This is a genomic window from Populibacterium corticicola, from assembly GCF_042683685.1.
Classification (GTDB): domain Bacteria; phylum Actinomycetota; class Actinomycetes; order Actinomycetales; family Cellulomonadaceae; genus Timonella; species Timonella corticicola.
This window is the reverse complement of the sequence record NZ_JBHUOP010000001.1, coordinates 730,993-752,178: the sequence shown is the minus strand read 5'-3', so window position 1 is coordinate 752,178 and position 21,186 is coordinate 730,993. Positions and strand designations below refer to the sequence as shown.

General features: G+C 59.4%; 8 protein-coding genes. 7 read left to right on the top strand and 1 reads right to left on the bottom strand.

What is annotated here, in order from left to right:
- The first annotated feature begins 93 nt into the window (after positions 1 to 93).
- Positions 94 to 1,296 (top strand): methionine adenosyltransferase, encoded by a 1,203-nt coding sequence (metK, locus tag ACFSYH_RS03415; RefSeq protein ID WP_377465104.1) that lies wholly within the window; start codon positions 94 to 96, stop codon positions 1,294 to 1,296.
- A 107-nt stretch (positions 1,297 to 1,403) separates the two neighbouring features.
- On the opposite strand, the gene ACFSYH_RS03410 is transcribed toward metK, so the two are convergent.
- Positions 1,404 to 2,363, bottom strand: a complete 960-nt coding sequence (locus ACFSYH_RS03410) for an ADP-ribosylglycohydrolase family protein (RefSeq protein ID WP_377465102.1) — start codon at positions 2,361 to 2,363, stop codon at positions 1,404 to 1,406.
- Positions 2,364 to 2,608: 245 nt separating this feature from the next.
- Between ACFSYH_RS03410 and ACFSYH_RS03405 the strand changes: the two genes are divergently transcribed.
- The 6 genes from ACFSYH_RS03405 (at position 2,609) to ACFSYH_RS03380 (ending at position 21,182) form a co-directional block, all read left to right on the top strand.
- Positions 2,609 to 4,915 carry a primosomal protein N' family DNA-binding protein gene (locus tag ACFSYH_RS03405; protein WP_377465101.1) on the top strand — a complete coding sequence of 769 codons (2,307 nt, stop codon included), beginning with the start codon at positions 2,609 to 2,611 and terminating at the stop codon, positions 4,913 to 4,915.
- A 266-nt stretch (positions 4,916 to 5,181) separates the two neighbouring features.
- Positions 5,182 to 8,244, top strand: a complete 3,063-nt coding sequence (locus ACFSYH_RS03400) for a DEAD/DEAH box helicase (protein WP_377465100.1) — start codon at positions 5,182 to 5,184, stop codon at positions 8,242 to 8,244.
- Positions 8,245 to 8,246: 2 nt separating this feature from the next.
- Entirely contained in the window at positions 8,247 to 13,274 is a 5,028-nt protein-coding gene (locus ACFSYH_RS03395; protein WP_377465099.1) for an Eco57I restriction-modification methylase domain-containing protein, read from the top strand.
- Positions 13,274 to 13,699, top strand: coding sequence for a hypothetical protein (locus ACFSYH_RS03390; RefSeq protein ID WP_377465098.1), 426 nt, complete (start codon positions 13,274 to 13,276; stop codon positions 13,697 to 13,699). Before ACFSYH_RS03395 ends, ACFSYH_RS03390 begins: the two co-directional genes overlap by 1 nt.
- A 45-nt stretch (positions 13,700 to 13,744) precedes the next feature.
- Entirely contained in the window at positions 13,745 to 14,185 is a 441-nt protein-coding gene (locus tag ACFSYH_RS03385) for a hypothetical protein (RefSeq protein ID WP_377465097.1), read from the top strand.
- A 4-nt stretch (positions 14,186 to 14,189) separates the two neighbouring features.
- Positions 14,190 to 21,182 carry a DEAD/DEAH box helicase gene (locus tag ACFSYH_RS03380; protein WP_377465096.1) on the top strand — a complete coding sequence of 2,331 codons (6,993 nt, stop codon included), beginning with the start codon at positions 14,190 to 14,192 and terminating at the stop codon, positions 21,180 to 21,182.
- Positions 21,183 to 21,186 lie beyond the last annotated feature (4 nt).

The window sequence follows — 21,186 nt, the reverse complement described above, 5'->3', positions numbered from 1 at the left end:
TCTTTCACGGCGTGAACAACGCCATACCCGAAAACCGTATTAAACAGCGAACAAACCCCAGTTCGCATAGTGGAAACAAGTATTCTTAAGATCATGACTGAATCCCTGCGCCTGTTTACGTCCGAGTCCGTTACAGAAGGACACCCGGACAAGGTGTGCGACCAGATCTCGGACGCAATCCTCGACGCAATCCTCGAAGAAGACCCCACCGCGCGCGTTGCCGTGGAAACACTGGTGACCACGGGGCTCGTGCATGTCGCAGGCGAGGTGAACACCACCGCATACGTCGAGATCCCCAAGATCGTGCGTCGAGTGGTCAAGCGCATCGGATACACGTCATCGGCCATCGGATTCGACGGAGACTCATGTGGAGTGTCCATCTCCATTGGCCAGCAGTCACCCGATATCGCTCAGGGTGTGGACAAGTCGCTCGAGTTCCGTGACGATGCCTCCTCGCACGACGACCCATACGACCTGCAGGGTGCAGGTGACCAGGGACTCATGTTCGGTTACGCGACCGACGAGACCGCAACGCTCATGCCCATCCCGGTGTACGCTTCGCATCGTTTGGCCGAGCGTTTGGCATATGTGCGTAAGGAAGCAATCATCGAGGGGCTGCGCCCAGACGGAAAAACCCAGGTGACCGTTGCATATGACGGTGACCGCCCCGTGTCGATCGAGACCGTTGTCCTCTCGACCCAGCACGACCCAGGTATTGACCAGGATGAACTGCGTGCCGAGATCGAAAAGCATGTTGTGCTTCCCGTTCTTGGATCGCTTGAGATCGACTCATCGAACTACCGCCTCATCGTGAACCCAACCGGTACGTTCGTGACCGGTGGTCCAAAGGGCGACGCGGGTCTGACCGGACGCAAGATCATCGTGGACACCTACGGCGGTATGGCCCGCCACGGTGGCGGTGCCTTCTCCGGTAAGGATCCTTCGAAGGTGGACCGTTCCGCTGCATACGCGACCCGTTGGGTGGCAAAGAACGTTGTGGCTGCCGGGCTGGCTAAGCGTTGCGAGGTTCAGGTTGCGTACGCGATTGGTAAGGCACACCCGGTCGGTGTGTATGTGGAGACCTTCGGAACCGAGAAGGTGCCCGTCGAGCAGATCCACAAGGCCATCACGTCCGTGTTCGATCTTCGCCCAGCCGCGATTGTCGACCAGTTGAACCTGCTGCGTCCGATCTACTCGAAGACAGCGGCTTACGGTCACTTTGGCCGCGAGTTGCCGGAGTTCACGTGGGAGCAGACCAACAAGGTCGAGGAACTGCTCGCCGCGATCGAGAACTAGGCGGTTTTGGCCGCGCAACCAGTCTGTATACGGCCTGCGTTTTGAGGTTGTCGCGGTGCGAGTCGCGCAACTCGTGCAACGGGGCCGGTACCGCGAACCGTCACGACTTATCCTGCGCACTGGTCTTGCTCGGCTGCTTGGCGAACTAACCGCTCTAGATCTGTGGCCCGAAGATCCGGGTAGCCATGCAGTAACTCGGACCACTGTGCGGGTACCTGCGACGCTCCGTAGATGGCACCGGCAAGCTGACCTGCGATGGCCGCAACCGTGTCGGTGTCCTTTCCACCACGCACCGCGGCTTCCAAAGTCTCTACGAGGTCGTTCGAGTTCATGATTGCGCTCAGCGCCGCTTGGAATGCTCGGACTACCCAGCCATTTCCCTCAGCGAAGTCTCGCGGATGCGTACCTGGCGTGCTGGCCTCGGCGATGAGTTCTCGCCAGCGGTCACGACGTTCACATGCAATCCATTCAAGCCCTGCGGTGACATCTAGTTCTCCGGTGCGAATGGCGTGGCGGATAGCAAGATTCCAGAGTGCGCACGCATCAACGTTGTCCTGTTCCCAGTGAGTCAACTGGGCGATTCGACCGGCGGCCTCAACGAGTTGAGCTTCGGTTCCGTCTTTCAGGAATCCCAGTGAAACGGGACCCGTGCGCATCAGCGAACCGTTCCCGCCACTGCGTCCACTTCGTTCGTGTACTTCCGCGGCGGCGGCCCGCGCATCGGCTTCGGTGAACGGTTGATTCAGTTGCTGAAGCACAGCCCGTGTTTGGGTGCCCACGTCCTGTGCGGTTTCGGACCAGTTACGCCACTGCGCAGCGATATCCGCCAACGTTTCGGGGTCTAGGAGGTTTCGTGCGTCCGCGAGAGCAAACAGGATAGGCATCGCCATGGAGGTGTCGTCGGTCCACTCGCCGAGTCCGTGGCCGAAGAAACCGATGCCAAACGTTATTTTCTGGGTATCGGAGAGGGAAGGACCGAACTCGTACTGCGACCCCAAGGCGTCACCTGCTGCGCTGGCCAGTACGGACCCAATTGCACGGTCAAGCTGCTGTTCGTTGAGTGTCATCGATGTCTGCCTCTCTTGCCTGTCTTTCAGGCGAGTGTATTACTCGCTTCTGACATTTCATGTGCGTGTCTTCTCGGTTGGGTAGCCGTTGTGCACAGGCCATGCGCGCATCGGAACGTCCTGTGCTACGTTTACGCATTGAGCAAGTACTTTATGGTGGTGCTTTTATGCGACGTATGCTCTAGATACATCGATCGCATGGACTGATAATCGTGGTGTAACAGTTGGACAGAACAGGAGGAAGGGTGAGTACCGATTTTGGTGAGCAACTCGCTTTCTCCGGTTTGGAATCCGTCGGACGCAAGAAACGTAGTTCCCGCAATTCGACTGCGGGTGCCGTCAAGATCGCTGAGCAGTTGCCTGTCGCCTCGGTGGTCGTGGAGAGACTTCCCATCCACCTAGACCAATATTTTGACTATCTTGTGCCAGCGAAGTTTGCTGATGCAGCCGTGCCAGGCGCCTTGGTGAAGGTGCCGTTCGGAGGGCAGCAGCTTGACGGGTATATCGTCGCCCGCACCGAAAGTTCCAGTCACACCGGCAGGCTCATGCCTCTTAAATCCGTGGTATCGCGGGTTTCTCTGCTTTCCGACGATTCCCTGGCTTTCTATCGTCGGGTCGCCGACTATTATGGCGGGTCTTTGGCAGACGTTATCCGCCTTGCGATACCGCCGCGTCATGCCGCGACGGAGAAAGCCTTCATCGAACGCTTCCACGCTGATACTGAACCCGAAGGAGACGCTGAGGGGATCGTCGGCAATGAAGTAGACGCAGAGAACCCGGCCAGCAGTGACATAACAGATGAGTCAGAAACCGCGAGCGCCGCTGGCGCGACGAGCGGTGCGGGGCTTGTCGACTGGTCGGACCTGTGGGATGACTATCTGGCGGGGCGCGCCTATCTTGATCATTTGACGGCTGCGTGTGCGGTTCAGGCGGGCGACGGTGAGCCGGTGAGTGCGCCGCGGGCGGTGTGGACGTCGCTGCCGGGATGGGGTGCACCGGGCTTGGTGTCTGCCGCTGGGGTGGAGGAGATGGACCTGAGTTCCGTGCCGCATTGGGCGGCGGCGATTGCGTCGTTGGCGCTGCTAACACGGGCAGCCGGGAAGCGGATGCTCGTTGTGGTGCCGAGTGCGAAGGAGGTTAATCGGGTTTGTGATGCGCTGCTGCTTGCGGGTTTTGTGAGCGGTCATTCGCCTGAGGGTGCAGCCTCGTTTGTGACGTTGACGCATGAACTTTCGGCTGCGAAGCGTTACGGGAACTATCTGGTCGCTGGCGGTGGTTTGGTTGACGTGGTGGTTGGGACGCGTGCTGCTGCGTTTGCGCCGCTGCCTGAGGTCGGGTTGCTGGTGTGCTGGGATGATGGTGACGAGTCCCATCAGGACTTGCATGCTCCTTATCCTCATTCCCGTGAGGTGCTTTCGCTGCGGAGCGAGCAGTATGGCTCCGCGCTGGTTATTGGTGGTTTGGGTCGTACGCTGCATGCGCAGTCATTGCTTGCCTCGGGTTGGGCGGGGGAGATCGTTGCTCCGCGTGAGGTGTTGCGGGTTCGTGCGCCGCACGTCGTTGAGTTCGGTGAACACGAGATCGCGCAGGACAGCGGCGGTAAGAATGGTCGTTTGCCGCAGCGGGTGTGGCGGGATATTCGGGCCGGGCTGGATCGTGGGCCGGTACTGATTCAGGTGCCCCGCGCCGGATACGTGCCATATGTTGCGTGTGCTCGATGTCGAGAGGCCGCAAAGTGCACGCACTGTCACGGACCGTTGGGGCTTGACTCTGCTGGAGGTGCGCCACAGTGCCGCTGGTGCGGTGCACTCAGCGGCGCGTGGGAGTGCGATGCCTGTGGGTTTACCGGGTTGCGTGCGATGCGGATCGGGGCGGAGCGTACGGCTGAGGAACTTGGGCGTGCGTTCCCTGGTGTTCCGGTGATCTATTCTGCGGCTCGCGCTCGTGAAGGGGTGGTTGAGACGATTCGGTCGCGTCCTTCGCTTGTCATCGCTACACCGGGGGCGGAACCGTATGTTCCTGGTGGATACGTGCTCGGCGTTTTGTTGGATGCCCACGTGAGTTCCGCAGGCTCGGGTCTATATGCGCATCAGGAGGCGTTGGAGCGGTGGCAGCAGGCGGCAGGGCTCGTCCGGTCCCGTCATCAGGGTGGGCGGGTTTACCTTGTTGGTGTTGGCGCGGCCTTGCCCACGCAGGCTCTTGTACGGTGGGACGCTCCTGGTATGGCCGAGCGTGAACTCGCGGAACGTCAGGAACTCCATCTGCCGCCATCGTGGCGCGTTGCTTCGATCTCGGGGGATAGGCTTTCAGTTGCCCAATTCCTTGATGCGTTGACTTTGCCTGATGAAGCTGAGGTACTTGGCCCTGTTGTGGTGGATGACCCTGACGGTCAAACCCTAGATGACCTGCCATATGTTCGGGCGATCCTGCGCGTTCCCGTGCGACTCGGACGCGAACTTGCGCGGGCTATCAACGCCATGTCCCGCATAGCGAGCGCCAAACGCCTTGGCCAGCGAATCTCGATCGTGCTTGACCCGAAGGAACTCCTCTAACTGGAACTCCTCGTGCCGAAGGGGTGGGGAGCAATCGGTGCTACTGAGTCATAAACGGTTGGAACGCACCGTACGAAACAGCGGAACCTCGCGCGGCACGAGCAGTCGGGCGACGGCTACCGCTCGGGTTTGTGTGCGGCGTGCTGAGATGTGCTACCTGTGAAAGCCCAGCCTAGGGTATTGTTTTGGGGAGCAGTATCCATTTCTGAGCGGCTGTCGATGTCCATCTAGGGGCGAGGCTGTTCACGTGAGTGAGGTTTCCCATCGTGACTAAGGCGTCGCAGATTACACCTGCAAGTGGCAGTTCTTTGACTATCGCGCCAGGTTCGATTGTTTTGGTCCGTGATGAGGAGTGGCTGGTTACGGCAACGGAACCGACAGCATCCAACAAACTGCTGGTTCGGGTCCAGGGTTTGAGTGAGTTGGTCAGGGACACTACGGCGGTCTTTTATGAGTCTCTCGACGACATTGAGGTTGTCGATCCGCGAAAGACGCGGGTGATTGCGGATGGCTCGTCGCATTACAAGGACACGCGCTTGTGGTTGGAGGCGAACCGCCGTAAGACTCCGGTGCCGTTGGCTGATACTCGCTTGACTGTTTCGACACGGATGCTTGCGGACACCCTGAAGTATCAGGAAGCCGCAGTCCTTAGGGCGCTGGACCCGGATCTGCTGAAGCCGCGTATCTTGCTAGCTGACGCTGTTGGCCTTGGTAAGACGATCGAGATCGGGATGATCCTTTCGGAACTGGTGCGCCGTGGCCGTGGTGAGCGCGTTTTGGTGGTGACGCCGCGTCACGTGTTGGAGCAGATGCAGCATGAGTTGTGGTCTAGGTTCTCGTTGCCGTTTGTGCGCCTAGATTCGGTGGGTATTCAGAAGGTTCGCCAGAATCTTCCTGCTAACCGGAATCCGTTTACGTTTTATAAGCGGGCGATTATTTCGATTGATACGTTGAAGTCAGACCGGTATGTGACGGCGTTGCGTAAGCAGCGGTGGGATGCTGTGGTGATTGATGAGGCGCATAACCTGACAAACTCGGCCACATTAAATAACCGTCTCGCCCGTACCCTCGCACGCAACACTGATGCGCTGATTTTGGCTTCGGCGACCCCACACAATGGCCGTAAGGACTCGTTTGCGGAGATTGTTCGCTTGCTTGATCCGACGGCTGTTTCCGCTGATGGTGAGATTGATATGGAGCGGGCGCAGCGGCTGATTATTCGCCGGCACAGGCATTCACCTGAGGTTGCTGGGCAGGTTGGTGCGGAGTGGGCGGAGCGCAAAGAGCCTAACAACATTTTGGTCCCAGCGTCTCCGAGTGAGCGCGCCGTCTCACGCGAGTTGGCGCAGGTCTGGCTGGGTGCGGGGCAACCGCCGAGCGGTTCCAACGCGTTGTTCCCGTGGACGCTTGCCAAAGCGTTCCTTTCGTCTCCTGCCGCGCTTGAGGAGTCAATCGACAACCGCCTGAAACTCACCAAGTCCGAACCCGAACGCCAGTCACTGACAACACTGCGCGGACTTAATTCTCAGATTTTCGACGATTCGGCTAAGTATGACCGTCTGGTCACCTACCTGCGTGATGAGGTGGGTGTGGGTGGTACGAAAACTGAGCGTGCGGTTATTTTTGCGGAGCGCGTTCCAACGTTGCGTTGGCTTGCGGAGAAACTGCCTAAGGATTTGAAACTTAAGCCAGAGAACGTGGCTATTTTGCACGGCGGTTTAAGCGATGAGGAGCAGCAGCGAATTGTTGATTCCTTTAAGCAGGAACAATCGTCTCTTCGCGTTCTGGTAACGGGCGATGTGGCATCCGAAGGTGTGAACCTACACGCGCAGTGCCACAACCTCGTTCACTACGACATCCCATTCTCGCTCATCCGTATTGAGCAGCGTAATGGACGTATTGACCGCTACGGTCAGCGCACCCCACCGCAGATCACCACGCTCCTGCTGGATTCCGGGGAGGATGAGTTCTCCGGCGACATCCGTGTGCTCCAGATTCTTGTAGAGAAGGAGCATGAGGCGCACAAGGTCCTTGGCGAAGCGGGCAGCCTTATGGGCGAGTACCTTGAGACGCGCGAGGAGGACGCGATCCGTGACGTGCTCGCAGGCAAGAAGAAGCTCGACGACGTCGTGTCCACGCCCGAGCAGGTCCTCACGAGCAGCGACGACCCTGTGGCGGCTTTGTTGGCAAAGTTCGCGCTAGACGAGGACACGATTGGCACCCTCCTCGGCGGCAAGAACAGTGAAAATGGCAAAACCAGCCAAAATCCTGTAATAGCCAACAACACCGGGCAAGCACCAACCAACAGCACTCAAACACCCCAAGATCACACCGACCTGTTCGCTTCAGACATGGAGTTCTTGGATGAAGCGTTGACGTGCATCTACTCGCACCCGGAGCAAGCACCTAAGCATGGCGGTGGCGGTATTAGTTGGAGGAAGCACCCGGACTATGGGGTTGCGAGTTTTGTGCCGCCTAAGGATTTCCGCACGCGGTTGAATGTGCTGCCGCAGTCCTACCTTAAGGACCGCAGGGTGGCAGACGAGTTCGTCCTTGCTACAACAAAGCAGCGCGGCACCATGAGCCTGCGTGACGCGCTAGCGGACACCGAAGAAACCTCTTGGCCAGCGGCGCACTTCTTGGGTCCGCTGCATCCGGTGTTGGATTGGGCTTGTGACAATGTGATGTCTAAGTTGGACCGTTCGCAGGTGTTTGTGGCGCAGACGGGTGTTGATCAGCCGTTGGTGGCGTTGCATGGCCTGTTGACCAACCGTGCGGGGCAGGTTGTTTCTTCGATTTACGTGTCGGCGGAGTTCTTCTCTAAGGATGACGGCACGGTGAATCTGGATTTTTGCGCACCCACGGTCCATGAGTCGTTGTCGGATTTGCTGTCGCGTGCGGGCCTTGCCCAGCAGGTACCGAACTTGGGCGCACTACCCGAGGCACACAGGTTGTCTGCGTTGATGTCTCCGGCGATTGATCATGTTGAGCGTTCTGTTCAGATGGTTGTTGGTGCGGCGCATAAGGAAGCGCAGCGCAGGGTTGATGCGTGGGTTGGTCGTTTGGATTCGTGGCAGGCGAGTGCGGATGGTTTGGCCCGTCGCCGTGAGTTGACTGAGCGCCGGGAGGCGGTTGCGCAGGAGCGGGCGTTGGTTGAGCAGATGGCACCGGATCGGTTATTGGTGCGGCCGTTGTTTGTGGTGGTTCCGCAGGGTTTTGATTGTGTCGCGGCGGGATTGCCGACGATTACAACTGGTGAGCCCGCAACGTCACCTTCCGGAGTTGGAATGAATGTAGTTCGTAACAAAATAGAGTCTGGGGTGGCCTGATCATGGTGGCGCAGAATGTTTCGGACGCGATTGTTGTTGGCGAGGAATGGATTTCGGAGCATTTCTTCACGTCTGATGGTGTGAAGGGGACGTTCCAGGCTCTGGTGTTGGATCGCCGGAAGCAGTGGGACGCGGACGATAAGTCCGGTGTTGCCTCTCCACTGAAGCAGTTGACGGGTCAGCGCGCAGCGTTGGAGCAGCGGTTCACCGGTTTGTATCGGAGCGATGCCGGCGAGGAGAAACTCTCGGCGGAGCAGCAGATTGCCGACGCACGTGCCCTATACAACGATCTTGCCGCGATCCTAGGCTTCGGTTCGGCCGGACTCGAACTGCGCGCGGAAGGTCCGGTGACCTTCGCGAGCCACGCTGGCGTGCAGGGTGCTCCGCTGGCTCTGGTTTACGGTGTCGCGTGCGAGGCACTTGAAGACGTGCTGGCTAAGCGCTCCACAAGCCCCAACACCGCCAGCGCAACAAGCGCCACAACAAGTGCAGACACCCCAGAACCCGAATCCCACACCCTCCTCGAACCCTTCGTCACCGAGGACGCCGAGTTCTTCTCCATTGCCCGCACGCTCTCGTACCTATTTGCCCAGCCGGACGACGTTGCACCACGCTATGCTCTGGTGTTCGCGGGCCGTCACATGGTTGTGGCGGAGCGTGAGCGCTGGCCGTTGGGGCGCTACCTAGCGGTGGACGTCCAGGCAGTGCTGGAACGCAATAACGCCAAGAAGGGCGGCGAGATCGACAGGGCACTGACGTGTTTGTCGGCGCAGTCCTTGGCACCTAATGCTGATGGGTCGATCTGGTGGGATGAGGTTCTTGAAGCGTCGGTGAAGCACACGGTTGGCGTGTCGCAGGATTTACGTGATGGCGTGCGTGAATCCATTGAAATCATCGGTAACGAGGTTGTGGCCCGCCGCGCAGCGCAAGGCTTGGACCCGCTGCCGCAGGATCAGGCGCAGGTTTTGGCCAAGCAGGCACTGCGCTACCTGTACCGGATCTTGTTCCTGCTGTATTCGGAGGCGTCCCCTGAGTTGGGCGTGCTTCCGGTGGGGGCGCCCGAGTATGAGCAGGGGTACTCGTTGGACCGCTTACGCGAACTTTGTCAGGTGGAGCTGACCAGTCCACGGGCACTCGATGGTACGCACCTGTTTGATTCGTTGCAGGTTTTGTATGGCCTGGTTTCGGGCGCCCGCGCCACGGATCAAGCAAGCCAAGAAGCCACAGACCAAACACAAGCAGCCCAAACAACCACCGAAGCAGCAGACCACGGCCCAGCCTTCCTAGAGGAACTCACCTTCCAGGACTTGCGCGCTGACCTGTTCACTGCGCAGGCGACGGCCCAGATTGATGCGGTGAAGTTGGGTAACCAGTGTTTGCAGCAGGTGTTGCAGCGGTTGCTGCTGTCTAAGGCTGCTTCGGGTAGGGATCGTGGCTTTATCTCGTATGCGCAGTTGGGTATCAACCAGTTGGGTGCCGTATATGAGGGCCTGATGAGTTATTCGGGCTTCTTTGCGGAGACGGACCTGTTTGAGGTTGCTAAGGATGGCGATTCTTCGAAGGGTTCGTGGGTGGTTCCGGTGGACCGCGCGGCGGGTATTGCGGTGAAGGATTTTGTGCAGATTACCGACGCTTCTTCGGGGGAGCGTAGGCGGGTGCTGCACCAGCGTGGTTCGTTTGTGTTTAGGCTTTCGGGGCGTGCGCGCCAGCAGTCGGCGTCGTATTACACGCCTGAGGTTTTGACGCGGTTCACGGTGTCTCAGGCGCTTGAGGAACTGTTGGATCAGGACGGGCAGAGGACGTCGGCTCACGAGGTTTTGGGTTTGAGTGTATGTGAGCCTGCGCTTGGTTCGGGTGCGTTCGTGATTGAGGCTACGTCTCAGTTGGCGCAGGAGTATCTGGTGCGCCGGCAGGACGAACTGGGCGTGCGCATTGACCCCGACAGGTATGCGATCGAGTTACAGAAGGTGAAGGCGTACATTGCGCTGCACCAGGTGTATGGGGTGGACCTGAACGCTACTGCGGTGGAGCTTGCCGAGATTTCGCTGTGGTTGGACACGATGGTTGCGGGGCTTCAGGCTCCGTGGTTCGGTTTGCACTTGCGGCGCGGTAACTCGCTCATTGGTGCGCGCCGTTCGGTGTTTAGCCGCGCCGAGGTTGAGAAGAAGGCACACCTTTCGCAAACCCCAACGGACGTGCCGATGACCGTGCTCGCGCAGGAAATGGCGCAGGATAAGGTTGGCAATGCGACGGGTGGAAAAGTGTTCCACTTCCTGCTGCCGCACGAGGGTTGGGGCGCGGCTTCGGACTCGAAGGAAGCCAAGTCACTTGCTCCCGATGAGGCCAAGGCGCTCAAATTGTGGCGGAACTCGGTCAAGGGTAAACCGTCCAAGGCTCAGATCGACCGGCTCGTGAACCTCTCGAGGCGAGTCGAGGTGCTGTGGCAGTTCACGCTGCGCCGCCTCGAAATTGCTGAGCGTGGTATCCGCCGAAACATCAACGTGTGGGGCTTCAACGGAGCGCCCGAACAAGAGAACGAGCAGGCGGCCGATCAGTCACTTGACCAAGTATCTGACCAGGCAATTAACAAGGCGGTTGATCAGGTTCCGGGCCAGTCAGCACAGCAGGTCATCGATGATGCGGCCGTGCAGGCTGCCGAGGCTCTCCAGTTCGAGGGCGGCGTGGATCGCGCCCAGATCGAGGCGTACCTTGGCGACGCAAACAGTGCATACCTGCGCTTGCGCCTGGTCATGAACGCGTGGAACGCCCTGTGGTTCTGGCCGCTGGTAGGCGTTCCGGAGAACAGCGCGGGGGAGAGCATTACCCCGCCAAGCGTGGACCAGTGGATCGACGGCCTCGAGTCCATCCTCGGGGTGCACTCCGAATGGAAGTCAACAAAGAAACTCGACACGATACAGGACCAATCGTTTGTGTCTCTGGCCACGTGGAAGGAACTCGACGAGGCCGAGGAACTCGACCTGTCGTTCGCCGGAGCCGCCAAGGTTCAAAACGCGGCGGAGAAGCACGAGTGGCTGACCGTTGTGGAGCAGATCGCTAAAGAGCAGGGCTTCTTCCACTGGGAACTCGACTTCGCCACCGTGTTCGCGCGCGGCGGGTTCGACCTGCAGGTGGGTAACCCGCCGTGGGTCCGGCCAACGATTGACGAGCACGCTCTCCTTGCTGAGGGAGACCCGTGGTTCCAACTCGCTAACAAGCCTTCACAGAAAGACGTTGCGGAGAAGCGAGAAGCAGTGCTCGCACAGGAGGGCATGCTCGAACTGGTGGTAAAGGGCATCCAAGACGTGGTGTGTACGGCCGAGTTCGTGGGGTCGCGCGCCCAGTACCCCGCATTGCAAGGACTCCAACCCGATCTGTACCGGTGCTTCATGCAACGCGTGTGGCAGCACCAGTCCAAACGAGGCATGACCGGACTCATCCACCCAGAGTCACACTTTACGGACGAGAAAGCCGGACCGTTACGGCGCGTAACATATCCAAGGCTTCGCAGGCACTGGCAGTTCGTAAATGAGTTGTCCCTATTTGAAATTGCCCATCTCTTCCGATTCGGCGTACATGTTTACGGCAAGAACCGTGAATCCGTAGACTTTATCGGAGCAAACTCCATCTACCATCCGAACACCATTGAGCAGTCGTTTCTTCACGATGGAACAGGGCTGGCACCTTCATTTAAGACGGAGGCAGGGGGATGGGACCTGACGCCGCACGCAGCTAGACTTGTTCAAGTTGATGACGATACTCTCGCGCTCTGGCGAGAACTTCTTGATGATGAATGTGAAGTCCGCCAAACACGCATGGTGTATCTTCCAAACCGTAATCTTGATAGCGTTCTGGTGAAGATTGCAGGTAACAAAAGAGTTTCCGTTCTGCAACCTGAATTCTCTGCTGGATGGCACGAGAAGAGCGACCGAACGAAGGGCTTCTTTGAGGTTGGCTGGGGTAAGGCCGAGCAATGGAAGCAGGTCATCCTGCAGGGGCCGAATCTCCATGTTGGAGTTCCACTCTATAAGTCCCCAAACAAAGGATTAAAGAGCCACCTCGATTGGTCAAGCGTTGACCTCGAAACGTTGGCTGTAGATGAACTGCCGTACACGGCGTACAAGCCGGTTCCCGGTAAGGCTGACTACGATTCGGCGTACACCCACTGGGGTAACAGTGGCGAGATCCCAGCCCGCGATCACTACCGCATTGCGTGGCGGGCAATGGCTGCTAACCATGGTGAACGTACCTTGATTCCTACACTAATTCCGCCAGGAGCGGCTCACATTCATGGGGTCACCAGCATGGGGCTTCCTAGCCGACCCAGTTCCACATTGATAGCTATTGCTGGGTTTATGTCTTCGCTAATATCGGACTTCGCAATCCGAACGGCACCAAAAGCCGTCGTCTATGGCAGTGCAGTTTCACGACTGCCATTTATTGCCGAGCACCCGCTCTCACGCGAGTTAGAGTTGCGGGAGGCGCGGTTGAACTGCCTGACCGACGCTTACGCGGACCTCTGGAACGATGCCTTCGATGCGTCGTGGCAGGAGATGGAGTGGGCCCCGCACCGCGAGTACATCGGTAAGGTTGCGCTCGGCAACGTTGACCCTAAGTGGTCGGGTGCGTCGCCGCTGCGGAACGCGTTGGCGCGCAGGCAGGCCCTCGTGGAGATAGACGCCCTTGTCGCGCTCATGCTGGGACTGACCGCAGATGAGCTCTGCACGGTGTACCGCACCCAGTTCGCGGTGCTGTACGGGTACGAGAAGAAGAATCTGTATGACGCGCACGGCCGCCTCGTGCCCAACGAGGTCGCAGCGGCCTACCGAAAGAAGGGCGAGTCTCTTTCCGAGGAGGAGCGCACGTTCCCGCGCACCGAGGACGACTGCGACGAAGCGTTCGAGCGCACCGGCCACCGCCCTTCGCGCTACACGTATCACTTCCCGTTCCAGACCAACGACCGCGAGGCGGACATGCGCGCCGCCTACGCCTTCTTCGCCAATAAGCTCGCCCACCTCGAAGGAACGAACTGATGGATTGGTCTGATTTAGTTGTAAGCGTGATTACGCTGCTTTTGTCTGCGTTGATTGCGTTCTTGGTGAGCAAGGAAGAACAGCGGCGTGAAAAGCAGCGAGCTAGTCGACCGCTTTATCTCAACGCTTTGACTGCAGCCAAAGAGCATGTTGATTGGTATGACGAGTGTCTTCGCAGACATAAGGTGAGTGCAGCGCCTGTCGATGAGGATATTGCCAAAGAACGAAGCGCTAGGCTGCGAAGTGAGCTCCGTCTGCTTCTTCCAGAAGCGGAAGTTTTTATGTCGAAGCCTGCGTACGAAGCGTTCGGAAAGATATTTGATGGTAATCGTGAAGCCCTGACCCCTAACGGGCTAGAGAGTCTCAACAAGGATTACAGCGCGTTTCTAAACTGCGTTCGTAAAGAGCTGAAAGGGATTCGATGAGTCTGTGTCACAGTATCTTCAGCCGCTCGGAGGTCAGGATCTAGCATGGAATTTTGGATTGGATCAGTTGGCGTCCCTCTTATTGTCGGAGCGGTGGGTGCCGGGGCAGGAACTTGGGCTGAGCGGCGCAGGGTTAAGCATGATGTCGTAGAGGTTCGTCGTGACGTGTACGCACGCGCCATGAAAGTTGCAATCGAGGCTCGCTTATTAGTGATTGATCTGGAAGATGCCGGTGCAACTTCCAAATGGCAACGTGATGCAGATTTCTTTGTGGAACGCGCTGCTCGGACACATACGCGGTTAGCGGACATATATGCCGAGATCGAGCTTGTGGCAACGGCTAAGACTCGAAACTTATTTGATGACTTCTTTAAATTGTTCAGTCTCGGGATAGATGACTTTGGCAGGAAAAATGATGATCTCTATAAGCAGTTAGTTAAGAGTTTCAGAAAAGATCTTGGTAAGAGCTACAAGGGGTTGAAGTAGACCAATGGCGGAGTTGCTTCCCACGCTGCAGGCACGTGCGATTCGTGAATCAATTGCCGATTATCTGGCAACCACGTTTGCGCTCACCGACCCGGGTGCCCGGGTCAGCCTCGAAGAGTTCCTCAAGGACCGCGAGCGCGGCCTGTTCAAGGGCCCGTTTCTGCGGTTGCGCATGCCGTTTTCGGCGGCCGAGGCAGGCTGGGAAGACACCCTTGACCTGAGCCCAGAGTTTCCGCCGTATGGGCATCAGGCGCGGGCTTTTGCTCGTCTGACCACCAAACCCATTGGCTCGGGCTCGGACGATGGCGCCAACGACTTCGACGCCAATGACACAGGCGCGTCCCAGTGGCGCACTCCGCAGCCAACCTTGGTGGTCACGGGAACCGGTTCCGGTAAGACGGAGGCGTTCCTGTACCCGATCCTCGATCATGTGCGCAGGGTTCGGCTAAGCCAAGAATCCGGCAGCGAGACAGGAGATCGGGCTGGAAATGCTGCTGCACATGCTACCGGGAATGGCCGGGGGATCAAGGCGCTGATTCTGTACCCGATGAACGCCCTAGCTAATGACCAAGCCAAACGTATCGTGGAGATGGTGGCGAATACCCCAGCCCTTAAGGGCACAACAGTGGGCCTCTACACTGGCCAAGGTGCGGGTGCCGCGCAGAGCATTGCTGCGGGAACCACCGCGGGCGGCTTACTCATGACGGACCGGCACGATCTGCGGAAGAACCTGCCGGACATTCTGCTCACCAACTACAAGATGCTCGATCAGTTGCTGCTGCGCCCCGAGGACCAGGTGCTGTGGAAGGAATCGGCAGACTCGCTGCAGTATCTGGTGCTCGACGAATTCCACACGTACGACGGCGCTCAAGGAACCGACGTTGCCATGCTGCTGCGCAGGCTCGGCCTAGCGCTGAAGTCGTACAGCACGGACACCTTGGTTGGCCCAGACGGCATTGATGCCTCTGACAACTCGGACGGCTCTGGCAACGCAGACTCACCGTTTAAGGACAGCCCGCTGGGCAAGGTTGTTCCCGTGGCGACCTCGGCAACGCTGGGGGACAAGGGTGATCCCTCGCGGATGCTGTCGTTTGCGCGCACGGTGTTTGGTGTGGAGTTTGATGAAACCTCGGTAGTCACCGAATCGCGCACGGCCCTTTCCGAGTGGCACACGCCCGGATCCGTCACGCTCTCGGATGGGCACACGGCAACTGCTGTCCCTGTGAGCGAACTCGATCAGTGGGCGCTGTTCGACGACCTACACGAGTACTCCCGGCAAGCCGCCAGCAACACCGACTCAAGCAGTGCATCTGAGAACAGCGACAGCTCGACCACTAGCACCGACTCCTACACCCGTGAGTTGGCCGCGAGAGTCCTATCCCACCTGTTCACGCTCAGCGGGCCCACCGGAACGCTCGAACGCGACGACGCGGCCAGGGCCCTCGCCAGCGCGAGCGCCCCTCAGCTGCTGGCGCTTGAAAAAGCCAGCAGTATCGTCGCCAATTTGGCAGAACGCAGCGAAGCCGCAGCGTCCCTCGAAGACCTCGCCGATATCCTGCCACGCCCGCGGCCCCGCGGCGTAGAAGCCGCAACCCGGCGCACCCGCGACCAAATCTACTTAGCCGACCCGCGCACCGACATCCTCGAATACGTCATTGGCGCACTCAGCTACATCCGCGCCAACGCCGGACGTGGCGCTCTGACCGTAGAAGTGCACATGTGGGTGCGCGAACTCTCCCGCATCGAACGCATGGTGGCCATCCGCCCCGCATTTCGGTGGTTCGACGACGGCACCCTCCAAGCACCCGAGGACGACACCGAACCCGGATACTCACTACCCGCAATCTACTGTCGCCACTGCGGGCGATCCGGATGGATGGCCTCGCTAGCGCCCACCGGGACCGACCTTGACGCAGCCGACGAAAAAATCCGGGAACGGTATGCGCAGCGCGACAACCGCATCCGTGCGCTCATGTACGCGCAGCGGGAAGCCGACCTCGCCGCCGACCTTGCCGAAGCAGACTCCGGCGAAGAGGTCACCAACCTCCATTGGTTCCACACCGACGTACGCAGAATCTCGGCGCAAGTGCCCGACCCGGACGACCCCAAACTCAGCGAAGGCATCATCCTGCCCGTCCTCGCATTCATGGGCAACGACGCCTCCGAAAAAGCCGTGGACTACACGTGCCCGAACTGCGACCGCAAAGACGGCATCCGGCCACTCGGATCACGCATCGCCACACTCCTGTCGGTGACACTGTCCACCATGTTCGGTGACCAGTACATAGACGCCCTCGAAAAGAAAGCACTGATCTTCACCGACTCAGTGCAAGACGCCGCACACCGCGCAGGATTCGTCCAAGCACGATCCCACGCTCTGACCCTCCGCGCAGCGCTCAACCAGGCGATCACGCCTTCTGCGCAGACGCTTGAGGAACTCGTGGATCGGGTACTCTCCCAGGCGGAGGATTCTGCGCACGAACGCTACCGGCTCGTGCCGCCAGACTGCACCGAGCGCGCCGCATACGAACGCTACTGGAACGTGGCGCAGGGGAAGTCCGTGCCTTCGGGTGCGAGGGCTACCGTGCGCAAACGCCTGATTTTCGACGCATCCCTCGAGTTCGGTCTGCAACACACCCTTGGGCGGACCCTAGAACTCACGGCAACGGCGCAAGCACACGTTCGCGTGCCTGCTGGGGTATCCCTAGTAGAGATTGGCCGTGTGGCGTTGGAAGGGTACGGGCAGGTGCAAACCCTGTCTGAATCGTCTGCATCTTCTGCTGACTCCACCGCCGCTTTCAGTGACGAGCAGATCCTTAGGTGGATCACCGGGATCCTCGAACGCATGCGCTCTGAGGGAGCCATCTGGCATGACTGGCTGAGTAAGTACATTGCTAGCGACGGTATGCGCATCTGGATTTGGGGCAAGCGCAACAAGCAGCAGGGCATGCCAGCGTTCCCTCGCGGGCGTTCCGGCTTCGGGTTCCCGCGGGCTGGCTCACCTATTGCCGGTGAGACGGACTTTGTGTCCATTAACGCCGCGCAGGGCTGGTACGGGATCTGGACGTCGCGGGCGTTGAAGCTTGCCGGGGCCAACGCCGGAAACCTCGCCGCGAAACTGTTCAAGTTGCTGGCCCAACATGATGTGGTGCAATCGTGGGCGACCGATTCCGGTGGGACCGTGTACGGGCTGCGGCCTGAACAGATCATCATCAGTTCCATCACCGGTGCTGCTCTGACTGGCGAGCCGCGCTTTGCGCAGTGCGAGGTATGCAGCACGCTGATCCCGGGGACCGCTGAGGTTGTGTCGGTTCTAGCCGGTGGCCCGTGCTTCCTCGTGCGCTGCACCGGAACCCTGGCCGCGAGCGCCGGCAAGGACAACTTCTACCGCAACCTATATCAGTCGGCGGACATGCGCCGAATCATTGCGCGGGAGCACTCCTCAATGTTGGATGATGCGACCCGGTTGAAATATGAGAACGGGTTTAAGGCGTCGAGTTCGCGGGTAGGGGACCCGAACGTGCTTGTGGCTACGCCGACCCTCGAAATGGGTATCGATATTGGTGACCTGTCTGCCGTGATGTTGGCGTCGATGCCGCGCACGGTTGCCTCATACATTCAGCGGGTTGGTCGTGCTGGGCGTCAGACCGGTAATGCGTTGGACCTCGCGTACGTACGGGGTCGTGGTAATGATCTGGCCAAGCTTGAAGATCCGTTGAGCGTAATCAATGGTTCGGTGCGGGCGCCCGCCACGTATCTTGGCGCTGAAGAGATTTTGCGGCGCCAGTATTTGGCCAGCGTGATTGACCAGATTGCGCGCCAAGGCACGCTTGACATTCCGAACCTTGCGGAGACGGTGTTTGGAAGCTCCGCCTCGGGGCGTTCGTTCCTAACCTCGGTGGTGAGGTACGCCGAGAACAACGCTTCGCAGTTGATCGAGCAGTTCCTCGGACAGTTCGACGCCGAATCAATCCCACACTTTGAGCAGGCGGCCGAAGAACTCACCGCTTGGGCCACGCCAGCGCCAGATGGCTCTGCCCAAGCCGGGGCGGGCGAAGGTGAGGAGACCGCGCTTCGTGGGGGATTGTCGCAAATCAGGACACAGCCGGGGGCCGGCGAAGGTGAGGGGACAGCGATAGTGGGGGGAACGTCAGACCTCGCACGAGACGTGTACGGAGGCGCGGCGCGCTGGAAAGCGCGCAAAGACGCAATCAAACACCGGCTCGACGCCATCGCAGAGGTCAAGCCCGAGATCGAATACCGTTCCACGCTGCTCAACGCGAGCGAGGACGACGTTGCCGCGCACCGCTCGCTCATCGGTGAACAGATGCTGCTCATTCGCCAACGCGAGGACATGAGAACGCAGTACTGGATTGCCGCCCTCGAGGAATACGGGCTGCTGCCCAACTACACACTCATCGACGACTCCGTGGACCTCGACATCACGATTCGGTGGCGCGACGAAAACGATGGCTACCAGAGCGACGAACTAACTTTGACCCGAGGTGCATCGCGAGCGATCCGCGAGTTTGTGCCCGGCGCGCACTTCTACGCACGCGGGTACCACACCGAGATTCAAGCGATTGACCTCGGCTCGAACTCCAGCGAAGTGCACGAACACGCGTTCTGCGACAAGTGCGGATACAGCGAGCAGATCCTCGAAGGGGTAGCCAAAAGCCACACCTGCCCACGCTGCGGCTCCAGCGGAATCGGAGACACTGGGCAGATCCTCAAAACCATCGAACTCAAACGAGTGTCCGCCGAAATCTCCCGAGATGAAGCACTCATCTCCGACTCCACCGACGACCGCGAGCAACCGTTCTTTACCGTGCGCACCCTCGCAGACATCAACGCGAGCGCCGAGAACCTCGTCACCCAGTGGTACATCACCGACCACGAGTTTGGGGTGCGATACCTGCGGCGTATCACGTTGACCGAACTCAACCTTGGCCGGTCTGGACAGAACTCGCCGGAGATGGCACTCGGTGGAAACACCGAGCGGACGCCGCTGTTCTCGGTGTGCTCGTACTGCGGGAAGCTTGATCGGTCCGCCAACCGGAACAGCCCACGCGACCACCGGGCCTGGTGCATCCACCGCACCGCGCACGAGGAACACAACACCACGCTCGCAATCACACGGACCCTCAACACCCAGGGAATCGTGCTGCGCCTCCCACACGAGTACACGCACGCCGAAGACACCGCCGTGCCATCGCTCACCGCAGCCATACTGCTCGGGCTGCGCGAACACATCGGGGGAGAGCCCGATCACCTCGGCGTCATTGAAACCGTTGACCCGCACTACACCGACGGGTCCACGAACCGGCGGGCGCTGCTCGTGCACGACCTCGTGCCCGGTGGAACCGGGTATCTTGCGGATCTGGCCAACCCCGTGGTGCTTCGGTCTATTCTGCTCAAGGCGTATGACGTGCTTGTGGGATGCTCGTGCGACCCCAACCAGCTCATGGCCTGCGCGAACTGCCTGCTGCCATACACAACCCCGGCCTTTGCGCCGCGCACCTCGCGGGTTACTGCGCTGCGGCTGCTTCAGGACCTGCTCAACTCCACCACTGCCCAAACCAGTGACGAGCAACCTGATCCTTCGGCGCAATGGCAAGTCACCAAAGACATCACCATCAACACCACGCTCGAATCACACCTCGAAGGTCAGTTCCGCAAAAAGCTCAGTGACATGATCACCGGGCGTGGCGGCACAATCAGCGAATCGCACACCCCGGGCGGAACCCAACTCAACATCTCCCTGCCGGGAGCGAGTGTCACGTGGAAGCTCAAGCCACAGGTCAACCTCGGGTTCACCCAGCCTGACTTCGTGCTCGAATCGAACAACCCGAACATAAAAAAGATAGCCATCTACACTGACGGCTACGCGTTCCACGCGACTAGTTCACACAACAATCTGGCAGATGACGCGGCCAAGCGAAACAGCCTACGCGCTCTCGGCTTCCTTGTGCTGTCCGTGACCAGCAGCGACCTAGCTGATAAGCCTATGCCTTACCTGCCCGCCTGGTACGACGAGACTCGATTCTCACTCCTCTCTAGCCGAACCGGAGCCGAATCCCACGATTACAACGTGTTTAACGGTGGCGTGCTTGAGATGATCTGGCACTACATCGAAAAGGCACAGGCCAAGACCCTATCCGGAGCAGGGGCGACAGTACCTCTACTGCTTATGCTGGAGTCGCGCCAATACGCCGAAGCAGGCCTCGCAGTGCCCAGCGTGGAACACCTTGCGGCGTTCGCCAAAGCGCATGAAAATATCCAACTCACCAAAGAAACGTTCGAGGCCGCACTCGCCGAGGTTCAATTCGGGGCCGGAAACGACACCCTCATAGCGTTTCAAGAACAGGGCAACCTCTACCTCGCAGCGATCACACTTGACGGGCTGAAGCCCCTGAACAAGGTCCTCCTCGTGCACGACGACACCCCCGGCGGGCTCGCCCAAACCGGGCACCGCGAAGCATGGGAGGCGTGGCTGCGGGCAGCGAACATGTTGACCTGGGGCGATTTCAATGACGTCGAGTTTCAGTTCGCTACGGCCACAACCGTGCAGGACGCAGGTTCGGCTGGTGCTGCTTCTGGCTTCGCTGGGGCTGTCGGGTCCGGGATGCCGGGCTCACCCGTTGAGCAGCACTGGGACGCTGGAACCACCGGGAAGGGCACCGAAGGCTCCCCAGTCGAAACACACTGGGACCTCAGCTCAACCGACTACGAACCAGAAGAACGCAAGGTGCTGCTGGAACTGTGGGAGATCGTCGGCAATAAAGCAGGCCTTGCACAGGCCGTCCATGCTGAGTTTGAACTCGGGGCCGAAGAAGACGGCACACCAATCTCGCTCGCGTGGCCGAGCCTACGCATCGGCTACCTCATCGACGCGCAACCGGGCGACATAGGCGCCCTGCAAGCGGCCGGTTGGACTGTCTATTGTGGTCAGATTGATGAACTCGCAGGCGCGCTCGAAAACGCGCTAGCCAACTAACGCG